Source organism: Vibrio sinaloensis DSM 21326 (assembly GCF_000189275.1).
In the GTDB taxonomy this organism is placed as follows: domain Bacteria; phylum Pseudomonadota; class Gammaproteobacteria; order Enterobacterales; family Vibrionaceae; genus Vibrio; species Vibrio sinaloensis.
In genome coordinates this window covers 70,605-88,016 of sequence record NZ_AEVT01000098.1, presented here as the reverse complement: position 1 = coordinate 88,016, position 17,412 = coordinate 70,605, and the positions used below count along the sequence as shown (strand labels likewise).

15 protein-coding genes are annotated in these 17,412 nt (G+C 45.3%); 9 read left to right on the top strand and 6 right to left on the bottom strand.

What is annotated here, in order from left to right:
- Window positions 1-156: 156 nt before the first annotated feature.
- On the top strand, window positions 157-651 hold the full coding sequence (locus tag RH45_RS17785) for a hypothetical protein (protein WP_008079837.1): 495 nt from the start codon (window positions 157-159) through the stop codon (window positions 649-651).
- Window positions 652-669: 18 nt separating this feature from the next.
- On the top strand, window positions 670-2,292 hold the full coding sequence (locus RH45_RS17780) for an ABC transporter ATP-binding protein (protein ID WP_008079836.1): 1,623 nt from the start codon (window positions 670-672) through the stop codon (window positions 2,290-2,292).
- A 97-nt stretch (window positions 2,293-2,389) separates the two neighbouring features.
- Here the strand turns inward: RH45_RS17780 and RH45_RS17775 are convergent, their stop codons facing one another.
- On the bottom strand, window positions 2,390-3,289 hold the full coding sequence (locus tag RH45_RS17775) for a LysR family transcriptional regulator (RefSeq protein WP_008079834.1): 900 nt from the start codon (window positions 3,287-3,289) through the stop codon (window positions 2,390-2,392).
- A gap of 190 nt (window positions 3,290-3,479) precedes the next feature.
- On the opposite strand from RH45_RS17775, the gene RH45_RS17770 reads away from it, so the two are divergent.
- The 5 genes from RH45_RS17770 to RH45_RS17750 all read left to right on the top strand — a co-directional run bounded on the left by RH45_RS17770 (window position 3,480) and on the right by RH45_RS17750 (window position 8,597).
- Window positions 3,480-5,171 (top strand): L-lactate permease, encoded by a 1,692-nt coding sequence (locus RH45_RS17770; RefSeq protein WP_008079832.1) that lies wholly within the window; start codon window positions 3,480-3,482, stop codon window positions 5,169-5,171.
- 141 nt (window positions 5,172-5,312) lie between these two features.
- Window positions 5,313-6,452 carry an FMN-dependent L-lactate dehydrogenase LldD gene (lldD, locus tag RH45_RS17765; protein WP_008079830.1) on the top strand — a complete coding sequence of 380 codons (1,140 nt, stop codon included), beginning with the start codon at window positions 5,313-5,315 and terminating at the stop codon, window positions 6,450-6,452.
- A gap of 282 nt (window positions 6,453-6,734) precedes the next feature.
- Window positions 6,735-7,499, top strand: coding sequence for a hypothetical protein (locus RH45_RS17760; RefSeq protein WP_008079829.1), 765 nt, complete (start codon window positions 6,735-6,737; stop codon window positions 7,497-7,499).
- Window positions 7,500-7,639: 140 nt separating this feature from the next.
- On the top strand, window positions 7,640-8,257 hold the full coding sequence (locus RH45_RS17755; protein WP_008079828.1) for a lipase family alpha/beta hydrolase: 618 nt from the start codon (window positions 7,640-7,642) through the stop codon (window positions 8,255-8,257).
- A gap of 79 nt (window positions 8,258-8,336) precedes the next feature.
- Complete coding sequence (locus RH45_RS17750) at window positions 8,337-8,597, top strand: hypothetical protein (protein ID WP_008079827.1); 261 nt, start codon at window positions 8,337-8,339, stop codon at window positions 8,595-8,597.
- Window positions 8,598-8,642: 45 nt separating this feature from the next.
- Here RH45_RS17750 and RH45_RS17745 read toward each other — a convergent pair whose 3' ends face one another.
- Entirely contained in the window at window positions 8,643-11,399 is a 2,757-nt protein-coding gene (locus RH45_RS17745; protein WP_008079826.1) for a M16 family metallopeptidase, read from the bottom strand.
- Window positions 11,400-11,554: 155 nt separating this feature from the next.
- Between RH45_RS17745 and RH45_RS17740 the strand changes: the two genes are divergently transcribed.
- Window positions 11,555-11,896 carry an ArsR/SmtB family transcription factor gene (locus RH45_RS17740; RefSeq protein WP_008079825.1) on the top strand — a complete coding sequence of 114 codons (342 nt, stop codon included), beginning with the start codon at window positions 11,555-11,557 and terminating at the stop codon, window positions 11,894-11,896.
- Between the two features lie 85 nt (window positions 11,897-11,981).
- Complete coding sequence (arsB, locus tag RH45_RS17735) at window positions 11,982-13,046, top strand: ACR3 family arsenite efflux transporter (RefSeq protein ID WP_008079823.1); 1,065 nt, start codon at window positions 11,982-11,984, stop codon at window positions 13,044-13,046.
- A gap of 67 nt (window positions 13,047-13,113) precedes the next feature.
- Here arsB and RH45_RS17730 read toward each other — a convergent pair whose 3' ends face one another.
- The 4 genes from RH45_RS17730 to RH45_RS17715 all read right to left on the bottom strand — a co-directional run bounded on the left by RH45_RS17730 (window position 13,114) and on the right by RH45_RS17715 (window position 17,346).
- Window positions 13,114-15,165 carry an EAL domain-containing protein gene (locus RH45_RS17730; protein ID WP_008079820.1) on the bottom strand — a complete coding sequence of 684 codons (2,052 nt, stop codon included), beginning with the start codon at window positions 15,163-15,165 and terminating at the stop codon, window positions 13,114-13,116.
- Between the two features lie 281 nt (window positions 15,166-15,446).
- Window positions 15,447-15,842, bottom strand: a complete 396-nt coding sequence (locus RH45_RS17725) for a GFA family protein (protein ID WP_008079818.1) — start codon at window positions 15,840-15,842, stop codon at window positions 15,447-15,449.
- An 18-nt stretch (window positions 15,843-15,860) separates the two neighbouring features.
- Window positions 15,861-16,709, bottom strand: coding sequence for a mechanosensitive ion channel family protein (locus RH45_RS17720; protein WP_008079816.1), 849 nt, complete (start codon window positions 16,707-16,709; stop codon window positions 15,861-15,863).
- A gap of 169 nt (window positions 16,710-16,878) precedes the next feature.
- The gene (locus RH45_RS17715; protein WP_008079814.1) at window positions 16,879-17,346 is read right to left on the bottom strand and encodes a DM13 domain-containing protein; all 468 of its coding nucleotides are present in this window, start codon (window positions 17,344-17,346) and stop codon (window positions 16,879-16,881) included.
- Window positions 17,347-17,412 lie beyond the last annotated feature (66 nt).

Below are 17,412 nucleotides of genomic sequence, written 5' to 3'. Positions count from 1 at the left end.
AGTTATATTTTAGTGACTTAGGCAGAATTCAAGGTTAAGTGGTCAATTATTACTCAAATACTTACTGCAACACTGCAATTAAATGAGAATTATTTGCAATCGATAATGAATTACATTTAAATATGCTCTATCAAATTTTTGGTGGAGTTATCGAACATGGATCTACAACAGTGCTGGTCACATTATCTAAAAGCCGAGCAATTATTGGAACAAGGACACTGGCCAGAAGCCCACTACCTATACGATCAAGTTCTTAGCCATCTCCCAGGGCACATTCAATCTGCAATCAGCTGTGATGAGACGAAACCTTGTCAGTTCAGTTGCCTGCTTACTGGCTTGCGCGATGCAGCGGTATCTCAATCAGAAATCTTGAATAAGATAGGTCAACATCAACAGGCCTTTGATCTTCTGAATCAGAGTTATGCTCTGCTTCAGTTTATGTCTATCGAGACGTCGGACTTAGTGAAAGCGACTCACCATGTCCTAGAAAAAAATAGCGAAGAGCTTCTCCGTCATATGGGAGCGTTTTGCACAGCCCAACGCAACGCACAATGGATGCTTGAGTTCGAGCAAGTACAAAAAGCTCACCACCACTTTGCAACGTTGAAAAGCTACCACGGTGCAGCGGAGAGCCCTCGCGTAATAAATTAAAACTATAAAGGAACTAAAATGTCACAGACGCCAATACTAGAGGTGAAAAACCTTTCAGTTAGCTTTACCACCAACGATGGCATCGTTGACGCGGTTAAGGATGTGAACTTTGAGCTGTTTAAAAACGAAACTCTTGCCATTGTAGGCGAATCAGGGAGCGGAAAATCCGTTTCAACGAACGCCCTGATGCAACTGCTTCCTAACAATGGCATTGTTCATTCTCAATCAAAGATTATTTTTGAAGGTGAAGAGCTGCTCGACAAATCAGAGAAAGAGATGCAGTCGATCCGCGGTGATCGCATTGGCATGATTTTCCAAGAGCCAATGACCTCTCTGAACCCTTACATGCGCGTGGGTATTCAAGTCGCGGAAGCAATCATGTGTCACCGCCCGGTTTCACGCTCTCAAGCCAAAAACAAAGTACTTGAACTGTTCAACCTAGTGCATTTACCAAACCCAGAGCAGGCTTACATCAAGTATCCACATGAATTCTCTGGTGGTCAGTTGCAACGTATCATGATCGCCATGGCGCTGATCAACGAGCCTGATATTCTCATCGCCGACGAACCGACCACTGCACTTGACGTAACCGTTCAAGCCGAGGTTTTGAATCTGATAAAAGAGATTCAACAAAAGCTGGGGATGGCTATTTTGTTCATCACTCACGATCTCGGTGTCGTTAAGCACCTAGCCGATCGCGTCGTGGTCATGTGTAAAGGCGACGTTGTTGAAGAAGGTCAATGTCAGGAGCTATTTGCTAACCCGCAGCATGATTACACTAAGATGCTGATTAACTCAATTCCACGTGGTGGTAAAGACCCTATCGAAGAGCACGCTCCTGCGCTTTTAAAAGCCGATGACATTCGAGTTAAATTCCTTATTAAATCTCACTTTATTGCTAGCAAGAACGAATACTTTGAAGCGGTGAAAGGCATCTCCCTTGAGCTAAAGCAAGGCGAAACCCTCGGTATTGTTGGAGAGTCTGGATCTGGTAAATCAACGCTTGGACGTGCATTGATCGGCCTTTTACCATGCAGTGGTGACATTCACTTTAAAGGACAAGATATTAGTCAATTAAGTGATAAGGAACGTTTCGACCTTAAGAAAGATGTTCAAATGGTATTCCAAGACCCATATGGCTCTTTGTCACCGCGTATGACGATCGGTGAAATCATTACCGAAGGTTTAACGGTTCACCAACCTCATGTTACCAAAGCGGAAAGAATGCAGCGAGCTCGCCAAGCACTGGAAGAAGTGCGACTGGACCCACACTCGATCAACCGTTACCCGCATGAATTCTCTGGTGGTCAGCGTCAGCGCATTGCAATTGCTCGTGCCTTAATCCTTGAGCCTTCATTTATTCTACTTGATGAGCCAACATCCGCACTTGACCGCTCTGTTCAGTTAACGGTCATTGATTTGCTTAAAGACATCCAGAAGAAACACAACATCGGCTTCTTATTTATTAGCCATGACTTAAGTGTAGTTAAAGCATTGTCTGATCGAGTATTAGTCATGCAAAAAGGGGAAGTTATGGAGCAAGGCACTGCCGACGAGATTTTCCATAACCCACAGAACGATTACACCAAAAAACTGATTGCTGCGTCATTTGACTTGGACGAATCAGAAGAAGCCGCCTAAGCTTATAATATTCGGTTTGGCCGCCGACATAACGCCGACGCATGGATGCGTCGGCGTTTTTCTTTTTATCGGACCTTTCTATCGGCAAAGACAAGATTTAGAAGTAGTGGGAAATCGCCAGATAACGCGCGCGAATGTGTTCAATTAACAATTTTACCTTGTTGGGCGGTTGTCGAGTAAAAGGGTACACCGCATAAATGCCGAGTCGCTTACCGACCAGCTCTGGAAACAGATCCACCAACTGACCATTACGGATATCATGATAAACCAGACAGCGAGGTACATAAGCGATGCCATGCCCACCTAAGGCCGCTTTGCGCAAGGCCGTTGCATTGTCCGTAGAGAACGAACCCGACACTCTAACAATATAGTTGCCCTCTTTACCTTTAAACTCCCATTCACTCGCCCCTGTTGTCTGATAAGCATACTGTAGGCAGTTGTGCTGGGTTAAATCTTCCGGTTTTACCGGTTTTGCATTTCGAGCAATATAAGCAGGAGAAGCGCAAACCACCCACTGTGAGTCCAGAATATGACGAGCAATTAGGCTCGAGTCTTCTAAATACCCGGTGCGAATGACTAAGTCATAACCACCTTCAACTAAGTCAACAAATCGATTATCAAGGGACATATCGACACTTAAGCCTGGATGAGTGTTACAAAACTCGGCAACGGCATCGGCTAAAATTAAATCACCAGAAATGGTAGGCACTGACATTTTGATGTGACCGCTTATATTCTCACCAAAGCCCGAAACTGCATCCATAGCCTCTAAGGTGGCTTGCTTCACATTTTTCGCTCCGTGGGTCAGCGCCTTACCTGCTTCAGTGAGAGTCAATTTACGCGTTGTTCGATATAATAATTGCACGCCCAATTCTTCTTCTAAACGTGCGATTCTTTTGCTAACTACCGAATTTGTAAGGTTATTTATCTCTGCGACCTTACTAAAACTGCCCATTTCTACTACCTGTGAAAACAGGATTAAATCGTCTGCACGCATCTTATTATGTCATTTTTGGAATTAATTATTTTCATTATTTCCCTATATTCATAAAAAATAAAGGGGTAAATTCACCCCGAATTAACACAATTATCACAAATATAAAATCTAAGAGATTCTTCAGAATCCTGATTTGAGAAGTTATCCCTTTCAATAAAGTGATCGGGTCTGCCTGTACGAGGATGTACCAATGAGTGAAACTTTACTTGCCCTAGTGGCTTTCTCACCGATAGTGGTGGCTGCCATTTTACTAGTCGGCCTTAACTGGCCAGCCAAACGCGCAATGCCTGTTGCATTTGGCCTAACGGTTGTCATCGCCCTGTTTGGGTGGGACATGTCTACAACACGTGTATTAGCGTCTGTGTTCCAAGGTCTTGGCATTACTGTCTCTGTCCTTTGGATTGTCTTTGGCGCTATCTTCTTGCTTAACACGCTTAAGCACACCGGAGCCATCTCGACCATTCGTAACGGCTTCACCAATATTTCTCCTGACCGCCGTGTACAAGCCATCATCATTGCATGGTGTTTTGGTTCTTTCATCGAAGGCGCATCTGGCTTTGGTACCCCGGCGGCAATCGCAGCACCGTTACTTGTAGCGATTGGCTTCCCTGCGCTCGCTGCGGTATTGATGGGGATGATGATCCAATCAACGCCGGTTTCTTTCGGTGCGGTGGGTACGCCTATCATAGTGGGTGTAAACAAAGGTTTAGACACGCACAATATCTCAGAAGCCCTGATTGCCAACGGCTCTACTTGGGATGCCTACTTGCAACAAATCACGTCAAGCGTTGCCATGATCCACGCGACAGTGGGTACACTAATCCCGGTTCTAATGGCGATGATGTTAACCCGCTTCTTCGGCAAAAATAAGAGCTGGACAGAAGGCCTAGACATTCTGCCTTTCGCTATCTTCGCTGGCCTAGCATTTACCATCCCTTATGCTTTGACAGGCGTTTTCCTAGGTGCCGAGTTCCCATCGCTGATTGGTGGTCTTGTTGGCCTATCTATCGTCGTTTCTGCAGCAAAACGTGGTTTCCTTGTTCCAAAAACAACGTGGGACTTTGAATCTGAAGACAAGTGGCCTTCTGAGTGGTTAGGTTCACTGAAGATTGATTTAGCGGATGATAAGACTAAACCGATGAGCATGGTAATGGCTTGGTTCCCTTACGTACTGCTGGCCATCGTGTTAGTTGCTAGTCGCGTAAGCGCTGATTTCAAAGCCATGCTGACAGGTGTGAGCCTTTCCTTTGCTAACATCCTTGGTGAAACAGGTATTAGTACGGCGATTCAGCCTCTTTACCTCCCAGGTGGCATCTTAGTGTTTGTCGCTCTCGTCGCTGTACTTCTGCAAGCTCGTAGCGCGACGCCTCTAGTCAAAGCGCTTGGTGAATCAAGCAAAACACTGATCGGTGCTGGTTTCGTGCTTGTGTTTACCATTCCTATGGTTCGTATCTTTATTAACTCAGGTATTAATGGCGCAGACCTCGCGAGCATGCCAGTGACCACAGCAAACTTTGCTGCTGGCCTTGTCGGTGATGCCTTCCCTGCTTTGAGTGCGACGGTTGGTGCGCTGGGTGCGTTTATCGCGGGTTCAAACACAGTATCTAACATGATGTTTAGCCAGTTCCAGTTTGAAGTTGCCCAAACGCTGTCGATTTCTAGCGCCGTCGTTGTCGCTCTTCAAGCAGTAGGTGCTGCCGCAGGTAACATGATTGCAATTCACAACGTCGTTGCCGCTTCTGCAACTGTAGGTCTTCTTGGACGTGAAGGGGCAACACTGCGCAAAACCATTATCCCAACCTTCTACTACTTAGTCGTCACTGGCGTTATCGGTTTGATAGCCATTTACGGCTTCCACGTGACCGATGCGTTATTGAAATAACCGCACTGAAAACTTGGCGTTAATACTCATCCCCTGACAAGAACGGCACTAGTGTCACTCCAAGCGGGTATTAACGCCACCTTAACCAGTTAATGATCTAGTCTTCATAGAAAGACAAAACCACCATTGTAGGATTGAATTATGATTATCTCTGCTTCAACTGACTACCGCAAAGCGGCAAAATCTAAGCTACCACCATTCCTGTTCCACTATATTGATGGTGGGTCGTACGGTGAGCATACGCTGAGACGCAACACCGAAGATTTAGCAGAGATCGCGCTTAAGCAGCGTGTTCTGAATGACATGTCTGAACTGAGTCTAGATACCGAGATTTTTGGTGAGAAGATGGCGCTACCCATCGCCCTTTCTCCAGTCGGCCTTACCGGTATGTACGCTCGACGCGGCGAAGTTCAAGCCGCAAAAGCCGCCGAAAACAAAGGCATCCCTTTTACCATGTCTACCGTATCGGTGTGTCCGATCGAAGAAGTGACCCCTGCCATTGAACGTCCTATGTGGTTCCAGCTGTATGTTCTTAAAGACCGTGGCTTTATGAAAAATGTATTAGAGCGTGCAAAGGCTGCTGGCGTAACAACTCTCGTCTTCACTGTTGATATGCCGGTACCAGGGGCTCGCTACCGTGACATGCACTCCGGTATGAGTGGTCCGAATGCAGCCGCTCGTCGCGTTTTCCAAGCCATGCGTCACCCTCAATGGGCATTCGATGTCGGCTTGTTTGGTAAACCACACGATCTTGGCAACATCTCGACTTATCGCGGCGAACCAACCAAGCTTGAAGACTACATTGGCTGGTTAGGTGATAACTTCGATCCTTCCATTAGCTGGAAAGACCTTGAGTGGATTCGTGATTTCTGGGACGGTCCTATGGTCATCAAAGGCATTCTTGATGTAGAAGATGCAAAAGACGCAGTACGTTTTGGTGCCGACGGCATTGTGGTATCCAACCACGGCGGTCGCCAACTCGATGGTGTCATGTCTTCAGCAAAAGCGCTGCCTTCCATCGCTGACGCGGTAAAAGGCGATATGAAGATCTTCGTTGATTCGGGTATTCGTACTGGTCTAGACGTTGTTCGCATGCTCGCCATGGGGGCGGACTGCGCCATGCTTGGACGTTCTTACATCTACGCGTTGGCCGCTCAAGGTCAAGCAGGTGTGGAAAACCTACTCGATCTATACGAAAAAGAGATGCGCGTGGCAATGACACTAACGGGAGCCAAGAGCATTCAAGATCTAAACCGCGATTCTCTGGTCAACATCGACTAGCCTAATCACACTACGACCTAGTAAACGCCACCGTTTAGTTCTTAAACCGTGGCGTTTTTTCTTTACCTACCCTGCTCGTTTGTCTTTAGCAAATGGTTATCCATTCGTTAATTCAAATTAAATATCATAACGGCGACCAATCTTTCCCAATAAAGCCTATCGCGACACGTGAGACTGCGATCACTGGATTACATTTGGATACAAACCAACGATTCGCGCTGATAATCTGCTGACCTTAGCTACCTAGTTTGGTTTCTAACTTTCCGACTTTGGAGCTATACCATGAACAAAACAATCAAGTATGCGTTACTTGCTGGCCTATGTGCCCCTCTCTTAACAGGCTGTGTGACACCAGGAGAAGACGACCCTAACGCAATGACAAAACAAGGTGCAGCAGGAGGCGCATTACTAGGCTTAACTCTCGGAGCACTGACCGGCGAACCTGAGTTAGCGGTAAAGGGCGCAATCGCTGGTGGTGTGACTGGTGGTGTCGCTGGCGCACAAGCCGATGTGCAAGACAATAGAGAGGGTATGCGCGCAAACTCACGTGACGATGCTATTGCCTCGATAGGCAACCATGCAAACCAGCCTAACACTCAACAAAGCTGGCAAGAGTTAAACCACTTCGTTGGCAACTGGAACGTGTCTATTCAAAACCACGACAATTCTTTAAACGATCTCGATCCGATTGATGCCAGTGGTACGCTCGCCAGTACGACACAGGCAAACATTGCCGTCAGCAACCGTCAAGGTATAGATTTGACCGCCGCATTCTCATTCACTCCTGAGAGTGGCTACCAGTTGAACGTCACCAATAATGCGACTCAAGTTGAAGTCCGTTTTGCTGGTGAATTTCAACCAAATACCAACCGTTATGTATTTTATCCAACGAATGTCAGTGATGTTATTTATCAAGGCATCAACACCGCAGACATTCACGTCGAGCTTGGTTTTGCGGGACAAAATGTATGGAGCTTATCGAGCTTCGCCTTTATGGATAACAAGCAAAACCAGCTACAAACATTCCGCTTCACCAAAGCCTCATAGTCAAAATACACATCAGCCGGCCTAGTTCACTATGTCGGCTGTCGCTTTTCCTAGAATAATTGCACTATTAGGAAGCTTTTTAGTAGAAATAAGGCAGACAAAAGCTTTATTGTAACGACATAGCGTTGTGAGGAGCATTTATGAAAATCATCATTCTACATGGACTGTATATGCATGGCATGGTGATGCAACCTTTGAGCCGTAAGCTTAGAAACTTAGGCTATCGAACCAAGGTCTTGACATACAACAGTGTTGCCATTAATCAACAACGTTTGTTCTCCAAAATTGATAAGGCGCTAAGCGATACCATGCCGAATATATTGGTTGGTCATAGCTTGGGGGGGATAGTGATTAAGCAGTATCTCCAAGCGCGCCAAAGCCGCGCGTCTTCCATCTCTCATGTCGTGGCTATAGGCTCACCGCTACAAGGCGCTTCAATTGTCACTCGCATTCAAAATCTTGGCATGGGAACCTTACTTGGCAACTCTCCCCACTTTGGACTTAAAGAGCATCAAGACGAGTGGCAGTTTCCGCAAAAACTCGGCAGCATTGCAGGCACTATGCCCATTGGCGCCCGAGCGCTGTTTATGATGGATAGAGGCTTACCATCCGATGGAACTGTGACGGTCGAAGAGACCAAAATCACAGGAATGACGGATCACATAGAGACGCCTTACAGCCACACCAGCCTGATTTATAGTGCCTATGTCGCCAAGCAAATTGATCACTTTGTTCGTTACGATACGTTCAAGCATTAACAAATAACTACTCATTTGAGGAATAGTGTAAACACCGAATTCAAGATAAAATAGCGTTTTCAGTTATCTTCTCTTGCTTATGAACCGCGCAAATTTAGTTGGGTTATTGTTTACGTTCGCAAGCTTAGCAGGTGCTATTTTCCTGCTCGCTGCGGATTCTCATTTTGCTGTTATTCAATGGCCCTATGAAGCATTTCAAGGATTGGTCTTTTCGATAGTCTGGGGATTTGGCGTGAGTGCCACGATTGGCTATGTCTATGCCATTCTTATCACCTCAACTATTGCTATCGTCAGCTACGCCATCGGCCATAAGGTTGGCAGACTGGGTAGCCAATCATAAAAAAAGCCGCGTCTCAACGCGGCTTTTTGGTCAGTGAATGGTTCGTTACTTACCACTCGCCGGAGTTAAAGTATATTTGCTTCGATTAGCAGCACCGCCAAAAGACTCATCTATGCGCTGTTTTAGCTCCTGCACGGTTATGGAATCAATCATCGCGTTGACATCCTTCAGAGAACCAATGCCGTACCCATGCATCCAGTATCGAGCGTAGAACCAAGTTCGATCAATCGGTTTATCTTGCAGTGGTGTTAACGCTGTCGATAACTGTTTTGCGACGGTTTCAAAATCTTTAGCGCTCACATCAGAAACAATATCCGCCATAACCTTATCAACCGCGACCTCGATCTTAGTGACATCTTGCGGAGCCACTTGCGCTTCAATTAGCCAATCTGTGCTTGGCTCTTGATCCAATGACGCTGAGTAGGCATCTGGCGCATAATCTAGCCCCAGTTCTTCACGAACGTAACTGGTTAACTTCTTGGCAAGAAGTCGTTGGATCATATCGTCCATAAAGGCTGTTTTTGCACTGGTGCTCTGCGCTGATGGGTTGGTCACTCTTAGCAAATAAATGCTGTTTTGTTCATTGTGCTCGGCCAAATCTACACGTGCTTGAGGCGCCGCCTTATAGGCAACTTTGTAGTTTGGAGCCGATGCTTTGTCCAGTGGAATCGACGCAACGTAGAATTGTAATAACGGCGTGAGCTCTTCCGGTGTAATGTTGGCGACAATAACCAACTTATTGCCTCGATTCTTGGCAAACAACTCCTGATGAACTTGACGAATCTGCGGCTCATTCACCATCGCATAATCTGGCGCACTCAGCGAATAATGGCTGCTGGACTTTTCGTAGCTATTACGATTGATTGCTCTTTCCCACTTTCCGTAAGGGGTCGCTAAATAACGCTGTTGATTTGCGTACGTCTCTTGCTGCACCGCTTCAATTTGACGAGGATCGACATTGATATTCGTCGAGATGTTGTAAATAACTTTAAGCGCATCGGCCAACTTAGCTTTGGTCGCTCCAATTTCTAGACCATGATGGGTAAAATTAATAAATGGGAACACCTCAATATTGTTCTTAGCTAAATAAGAATCAAATTGGGTCCCATTGAAATCACCGACACCACTGCGTATTACCACGGGGATCGCCATTTCAGACGCGGCATACAACTCTGGCTCCAATGCGGCTTTACCCCCTTGGCTTCCATATACAATGTTAACCGTATCTATCGTAGTAAAGTCCGTTTCAAGCATGACCTCAATGCCATTCGATAAGGTCCAAATGTGATGACCATATTTATCGATAGTCTGATTGACGATCGAACCTGATTGCTGAGGCTTAGCAAGCTCTGCTGCCGTTGGAATCAAAGCGGCAGGCGCAACGCCTTTCTGTGCGATATCACTACGTATTGGAGAGAGACGACTTTGCAGTTGTTGTATGTCTTCCGCTTTATCTGCACCGATCACAACGACATAGTCATCTGCAAGAAGGTGGTTGATTTGTTGGTTAATCCGTTCGAGGTTCGTCGTGTTAACCAGCTCTTCTAAGCTCTGTTTATAATCTAATTTTGACTGACTGGTTTGTCCGACAGAAATTGCCCATGCTCGCTCTTCAGCAAACGTTACGGCATCACGCTGCCCCCAGTTGTAGTCTAGATCAGTGATTAACTGCTGATAATAAGCGAGTGACGTCTCGAGCTCGTTCTGAGTTGCGCCGAAATCACGTAGTGACGTTAATGAGTCAACAAATATCGTTTGTGCCTTTTGGCGGTTTTCCTTTTCAAATGCCACGGATAGCAATGCATTACGCTGATAATTCATATAGTACGGCGTGATCGCCAAGCTTTGTAATGGCAGTGCTTTACTCTGGTACTCAGCTTCTAACCGCTGACGAATGATTTGTAATGAAATTTCATCCAGCCATGAGTCTAATAGCTGTTTACGCTGTTCAATCTTTGATGGCGCGCGATTAATCAATAAGCTGAGGCTTGGCGCATCAAATTCGCCAATCGTATCGACATAATCTGCCAAGGCAAAGGTGACCTTTTCAACCGAGTTGTTACCTGCACTAGGAGAGGCTTTCCAATCGGCAAAGTGCTTGTTGATTAAAGCCACAGCTTCATCAGAGTCTATGTCACCAGTAATGACCACTTCGCTGTATTGCGGCTGATACCACTTAGTATAAAAGGCTCTGAGTGACTCAGAGCTGACTCCGTTGACAGAATCAACATTGCCCACTGGGTCAAGCCCTTCAACCGCCGTGTCTTTAATCAGAAAATCGTAATACTTTTCGGACAAGCTTTTGTGCTCTGGACGAGTTCGGCGAATCTCTCCTTGAATGACCCCTTTTTCTTTTTCAATTTCGTTGGCAGACAAGGTAAGGCCGTCACCAATGTCTCGCAGCCACATCACACCATCATCAAGTTTCTTGTTATCTGGCAAGTCGAGCTTGTAGACCGTTTCGTAATAGCTGGTGTAAGCGTTGATATCAGCCCCGAAGGTTAAGCCGTTCGATTCAAACATATCGACAATGTCATTGGAAGAAAAATGGCGACTGCCATTGAAAGCCATATGCTCTAAAAAGTGCGCGTACCCTTTCTGTTGGTCAGTTTCTTGCGCTGAACCTACATGAACGTATAAGCGTAAGGAGACCGGGTTACCGTCGGTAGGGTATATATGATATTTAACGCCGTTCTCCAACTGACCTTGAGTCCAGTTAGTGTCGGGCTCAATGGGTTTTAGCACCTGAGGCTGTGTACACCCAACCAAGATAAGTGAGATAAATAATAATAGTATTCTCATAGCCATACTTCTGTTGTTAGATTAAGGGCAATATAGCTCAAATATATGTTTTTGTTTATAAAATTGACGTAGTTTATAAAGTCAAATCTCATATTTGCAGTGGAATAGTTTTCGATCTACAATGCATCGCAATTCGACGATTAACTATATACACTATGTCAAATCAATGTACGTTTGCTAATCAGCAGGCACTAAGCTCGACAGAAGAGCAGCTAGAACAAGAAGCCGTGTTGGCTCAGCAAGCTAAAGCTTTGTCACATCCGGCTCGTGTGAGGATCCTTAAAATCCTTTTCACCTTAGATAAGCTAGGTGGTTGTTTGAACAGTGACTTGGTTTCTGAACTTGGTCTGGCACAGTCAACAGTGTCCGAGCACTTACGTATTTTGAAACAAGCGAATTTAATTCACGCAGAGCCTAACCCGCCAAAGGTATGCTACCGAGTAAATCGCGAAACACTGAATAATTTTAATCAGTTGTTTTCTTCAATTTTTAACTAAATTGCCATCTTGGCTTGTTATAACAGGTCGAGAATTTTTATAAGCAAATACATCGCCTTTCGACGATAAACGAACGAGAAATGCTATGACAACTCAAACCTTAAGCTCCAATGCCGCCACCAATATGAGCTTTCTAGACCGCTATTTAACCGTTTGGATCTTTGTAGCAATGGCAGTCGGTGTTGCAATAGGCGCCATGTTTCCACAAATTGCTGAGTGGAATGACTCCTTGTCTGTAGGCAGCACAAACATCCCGCTCGCTATCGGGTTGATTTTGATGATGTATCCCCCACTCGCCAAGGTCGACTACACCCTGTTAGGCAAAGTCAAACAAGATAAGAAAGCCATTACCCTGTCACTTATCATGAACTGGGTCGTGGGTCCTACTTTGATGTTTGTCCTCGCACTGACTTTCTTAGGCGATCACCCTGGCTATATGGTTGGCATTATCCTTATTGGCCTTGCTCGCTGTATCGCTATGGTGTTGGTATGGAATGATATTGGTGGAGGCAACAAAGAGTACGGTGCTGCACTGGTAGCGATAAATAGCGCTTTTCAAATCGTCACTTATAGCTTTATGGCTTGGTTGTTTATCACTGTATTACCACCGTTTTTCGGCCATCAAGGTTTTGCTGTTGATATCTCAATGCTAGATATTGCAGAAAGCGTGCTGATTTACCTTGGCATCCCATTTCTTGCTGGCTTTCTAAGCCGCTATTACTTAGTTAAGGCGAAAGGCGAGCAGTGGTATAACGACGTGTTCATACCACGGATCTCCCCTATCACACTGATCGCTTTGCTTGCCACTATAGTGCTGATGTTCAGTCTCAAAGGAGAGATGATTCTTGAGCTACCGATGGATGTCGTGAGAGTGGCAATCCCCCTTGGCATTTACTTCGTTGTTATGTTCTTTGTGAGCTTCTTTGTCGGTAAAAAGCTCGGTATCGATTATGACAAGAATGCCTCCATCGCCTTCACCGCGACCGGAAATAACTTTGAGCTTGCCATCGCGGTATCCATTGCAGTATTCGGCTTAAACTCCGATCAGGCTTTTGCTGGTGTGATTGGCCCACTTATTGAGGTGCCAGTGCTGATCGCCTTGGTGAATGTCGCGCTTCGTATGAAGGAAAAATATCAGGCCAAACGATAAACAGAACAACAATGAAAAGAGGAGCATCGCGCTCCTCTTTTCTTATCTAACACAGTGAGAATTCAACTCAACGGCTTGTACAAAACTCAACCTGTTCAAACACATCGTTAAAAGACATCGGTTTGTAGAACAAATAGCCTTGCACTAGATGAATGTTCTGTAGATTGACAAACGCCAATTGCTCTTCACTTTCCACCCCCTCAACAACGATTGCAGCCCCCATAGTCCTCACTAGTTCGCTGGTTAGGCGAAACATTTCTCGCCCATTCTTCTGCGTTAGATTGAGCAGCAAAGAGCGATCGATTTTGACCTTGTCAAAATCAAACTTGTTCAAGTAGCCAATAGAAGAGTAACCAGAGCCAAAATCATCAAGGGCAATCTGTATCCCCACACTACGAAGTTGCTGGAGCACATTCCAAGTTGTCGTTTCATCTTGAATGAGTAACTCTTCGGTTATCTCAAGCTCAACTTGGTGGAAATCTAGAGCGCTGCTTTCAATCATATTCATCACGGTTTGAGCAAAACCAGGAATCAGTACAGTATCAGGAGAGACATTGATAGAGACCTTGAAAAGCTGATTGTGCGCCAATGGCGAAACTTCAAGGAGAGCCTGCTTGATCACCCAAAGATCCAATTCCGCAGTTAACCCTAACTGACCAAAATGAGTTAAAAACGTTGGCGGCGTTACTACGCCTTGGTGGCTACGATGCCTTATCAATACTTCAAGCGAGCTCACACACCCACAAGCCGTGTCATATTGCGGTTGGTAAAAAAGAACAAAATCCCCACTGCGTTGCAGCTCACTGATTGCTTTTTGCGCTGCTAGGTTACTACTCATATGAGGGAACAACCCAGTAATGTTGCGGTTGATTCCAACCTCTTCATAATTAAAAAACTCATCCGATGGCCCTTTAGAGAAAACGTCATAGCTACCCACTACTTGGTCCATTTGGCGAAAGAAAGGCATATAGACGAACACTCCGGCAGTCACAATAACTAATTGAAGCAACGAAGCATTTATATCTCCACCGGTAGCTAAATAACCACTAAAAAACGCTGGGGTCATCCAACTGATGAACTGGGAAACTGGCTCGACCAATCCCAAAGAAATTGCCCAGTAAGCCAACAGAATTCCGAGTATCGGAACTAGGATAAACGGCAGCAATAAAACAGGGTTAAAGATAACCGGTAAGCCAAACAATATTGGCTCGTTGATGTTAAAAACACTCAGAGTCAGCGCCGCTAGCGCGAGAGTCCGATAACCTTTATTACGGGCAAAAATAAGCATGCAAATTACGAGGCTTAGCGTGTTACCCGCCCCGCCTATACCAGCATAAATATCATAAAAGTTACTGGTTAATATGGGGATTGGCGAACCAAGCTGTTCATGCATTTCAAAGCTGGATTGAGTTAATGCGTACAGCTCAGCTTTATATGGTGAAAAAATGATATGCCCGTTGATACCAATCGACCAAAACAAGTTTCGCACCAACTCATACCAAACCGCGTCGGCTAAAGAGCCAGTGTCGAGCGTTGGCAGAAAACCTTGAACAAAGCTCGATGTTTGTACCCAATACCCCAATAGGTAACCTGCCGCCACGTAAACCAAAACAAGTAATAAGGTACCAATGACCAGGTTAAGAGATTGGTCAACGACGTTTGGTAACTCAGACTGAATAATCCAACGCCGTTGCAACAAATTCCTCACCGTATGAGCGATGACGAACGGCGTTAAAATGGCTAACGGGTAATTAGAAGGTAATATAGATCCTGGGTGCAACAATCCCCATTCATTACATAAAATAACGTAAATCAGTAACGATGGAGTGATGATCGTCGTAAGAGAGAGTTTGTGTAAACGACCTAAAAACTGAGCAAAGTATATCAGCAGCAAAATGGGGAACATTTTCCACACCAGTGTACTGACAAACAAAATTCGCTCGGCAATCTCTTGATAACCAAGCAAGCTAACACCGTTACCCACTAACATGCTAAACGCAGATAAGAGCGATACTGGTAGTAGCATCACAAAGACATTACATAAGCCATTAAGATATGCGTTTTGCGATACTCTAGCAAAAAACGCATAGACCAACCGATTATTTAACAAGGACTTCATTGACCGAGCCTAACGCTTCTTTTCGTCTACAAATGCCGCTGTCTTCATCTTTAAATTTAGGTGAATAGAGTACGACACGGATAAGTCGCTTGATATCAAGCAACCAGGCTTAATCTTGGTCTCGCAAGTCCTTGATAACGTTTTAATTTCCTGACGCGATTAAATGTGGTGCGCCGTGCGTTGAACCGAGATAAGCAACTCGGCGCACCATACTTGAAATTAAACTGGAGATCGAATCACACTGTTTGTCGTCATGATAACGGATACTTTTGGTGGTGAGGTTAACGATCTGCGGGGTGGTTGACTCCATCATTGGTCACGACTTCGCCAATATCAAACGGATTCACCCCTTCTAAGCAACCTAGGTTGTAACCGTATTCATCAGGTGCCGATCGTCTTTGGTGATGAGTATAGATCCCGCAGTTTGAGCAGAAGTAGTGCTTGGCGGTGTGAGTGTTGAATTGGTAGAGCTTGAGCACATCCTCGCCTTTTACGATGCGAATGCCATCAAGCTTCACCGACGCAACGATTGCGCCCCGACGTCGGCATATTGAACAATCGCAGCGTCGCGGCTTCTCGATACCATTGGGCAACGACAGTTCTAATTCGACGCTGCCACAATGACAAGTGAGCGTGTGTTTTTCCTTAATCACTGTTGGGCCGACTTGTTTGATCATCCATGAACTCCTTGTGTTTTACTCAGAGCTTTCTTTGGGAAATGTTTCCTCATAAAGCTGCATAAAATCAGCTCGGATTTCTTGCTCCAAGTGCGTGGCTTTATCTGTAGGGCAGAAAAGCATGAAGTGAACAACTTGCTCCCCTGTCGCGCCACTGGTTATATGTATATGCGGCTCTGAGCCAGGTAAATCGACACCTGCGTGTTTCTCGATAACGGCGTTGTAACGCTTAGCGACATCGCTGAAATAGCTAATATGGCTGTCGATTTTTTCGAGCATAACAGGCACTAACGGATATAAGTTAACAAACTTCGGTACTATGATGGCAAAATCGTGATACACATACCGTTTCATAAAGTTAAGGTTCTTAACCGGATAGGTGAAGAACATGCTGTTCGGTAGCGTTGCTGTTTTCCCCGTATAATCATACTGACCGTGGTGCAGATCTATCTCTTGTATCACGGTGGCCATCATATTGTGCTCTATAACTTCACCGCAGATTTTGCCAACTTCAATCCAATCACCAATCCGAAACGAGCGCGAACTTGCACGTTGAATGGAGCCGGTAAAACAAAGAATGATTTCCTTCGATGCGACAACAATCGCAACGGCAATCGCGGTAACCGATAACGCAAACTCGTTTATTTCGGACTGCCATAGAATAAACAAAAGTAATACGGTAAGCGCAAATGACCCATTCTTGGTGCGAGACATCCAGTTGCGCTGCTCTTCCGATACAAATGCCACATCACCCCGGATCTTCCAAAGTATCAACCGGCGAATAAGTATGATGAACATGATAATAATTGCCGTAAACAGCAATTTTTGAGTCAGAAGAAAATCAATAGCTGCGTGTACTTTCTCCATGCTCGCTCCCCTAAGTCATAAAAGAAAGGGGCCATAGCCCCTTTAATAATAATCGTGTTTTTGTGATTGGTTTCGAACGCTAACTTCCCATACAACTCTGGCCAAATCCAGTTGGAGATGCCAAGAATGCAAACTAGATTCAACCAAAATGATGTGAGAGGAGTTAGGCTTATTTAAATCTTGCGGACGTGATGAACTCGCCAAAGGTTTCGCACCAAACGATCGCCGTATTGTAGTTAGCAATATCGATCTGTTCAGGGATGCTCAGAGAAAAGCGATCAAACGTTTTCACATCGCCAATCTGAACCATAGCGGCCTTATTAGCATTAAAGTCGGCTTCAGTCTCGATAAACTTGGGCGATAGATACAACTTGTAATCTGGCCCCGGAGCTAACTCACCAACAAAGGCAATGTGTGAGTCGCTGATAGATAATGAACCCTCTCCCCAATGGAGGAAGTCACTATCTTGGCGATCTCGCTGAAAAGCCCCCGTGAAAAGCGCTTGATTCGTCACGCTCTCTACGGCTTGCATAGACGGGGATGCTGGCTGGGTAAGAATAGGCAGTGCATAGATGCCTAACGCAAAGCCTACTCCACCAACAACAAGGTGACTCACAATCGATAAAGCCCATTTCATATCAATAACCTATTAATTCTGCATACATGAAATAAATGTACACTATTATCAAGAAGATATCAGGGC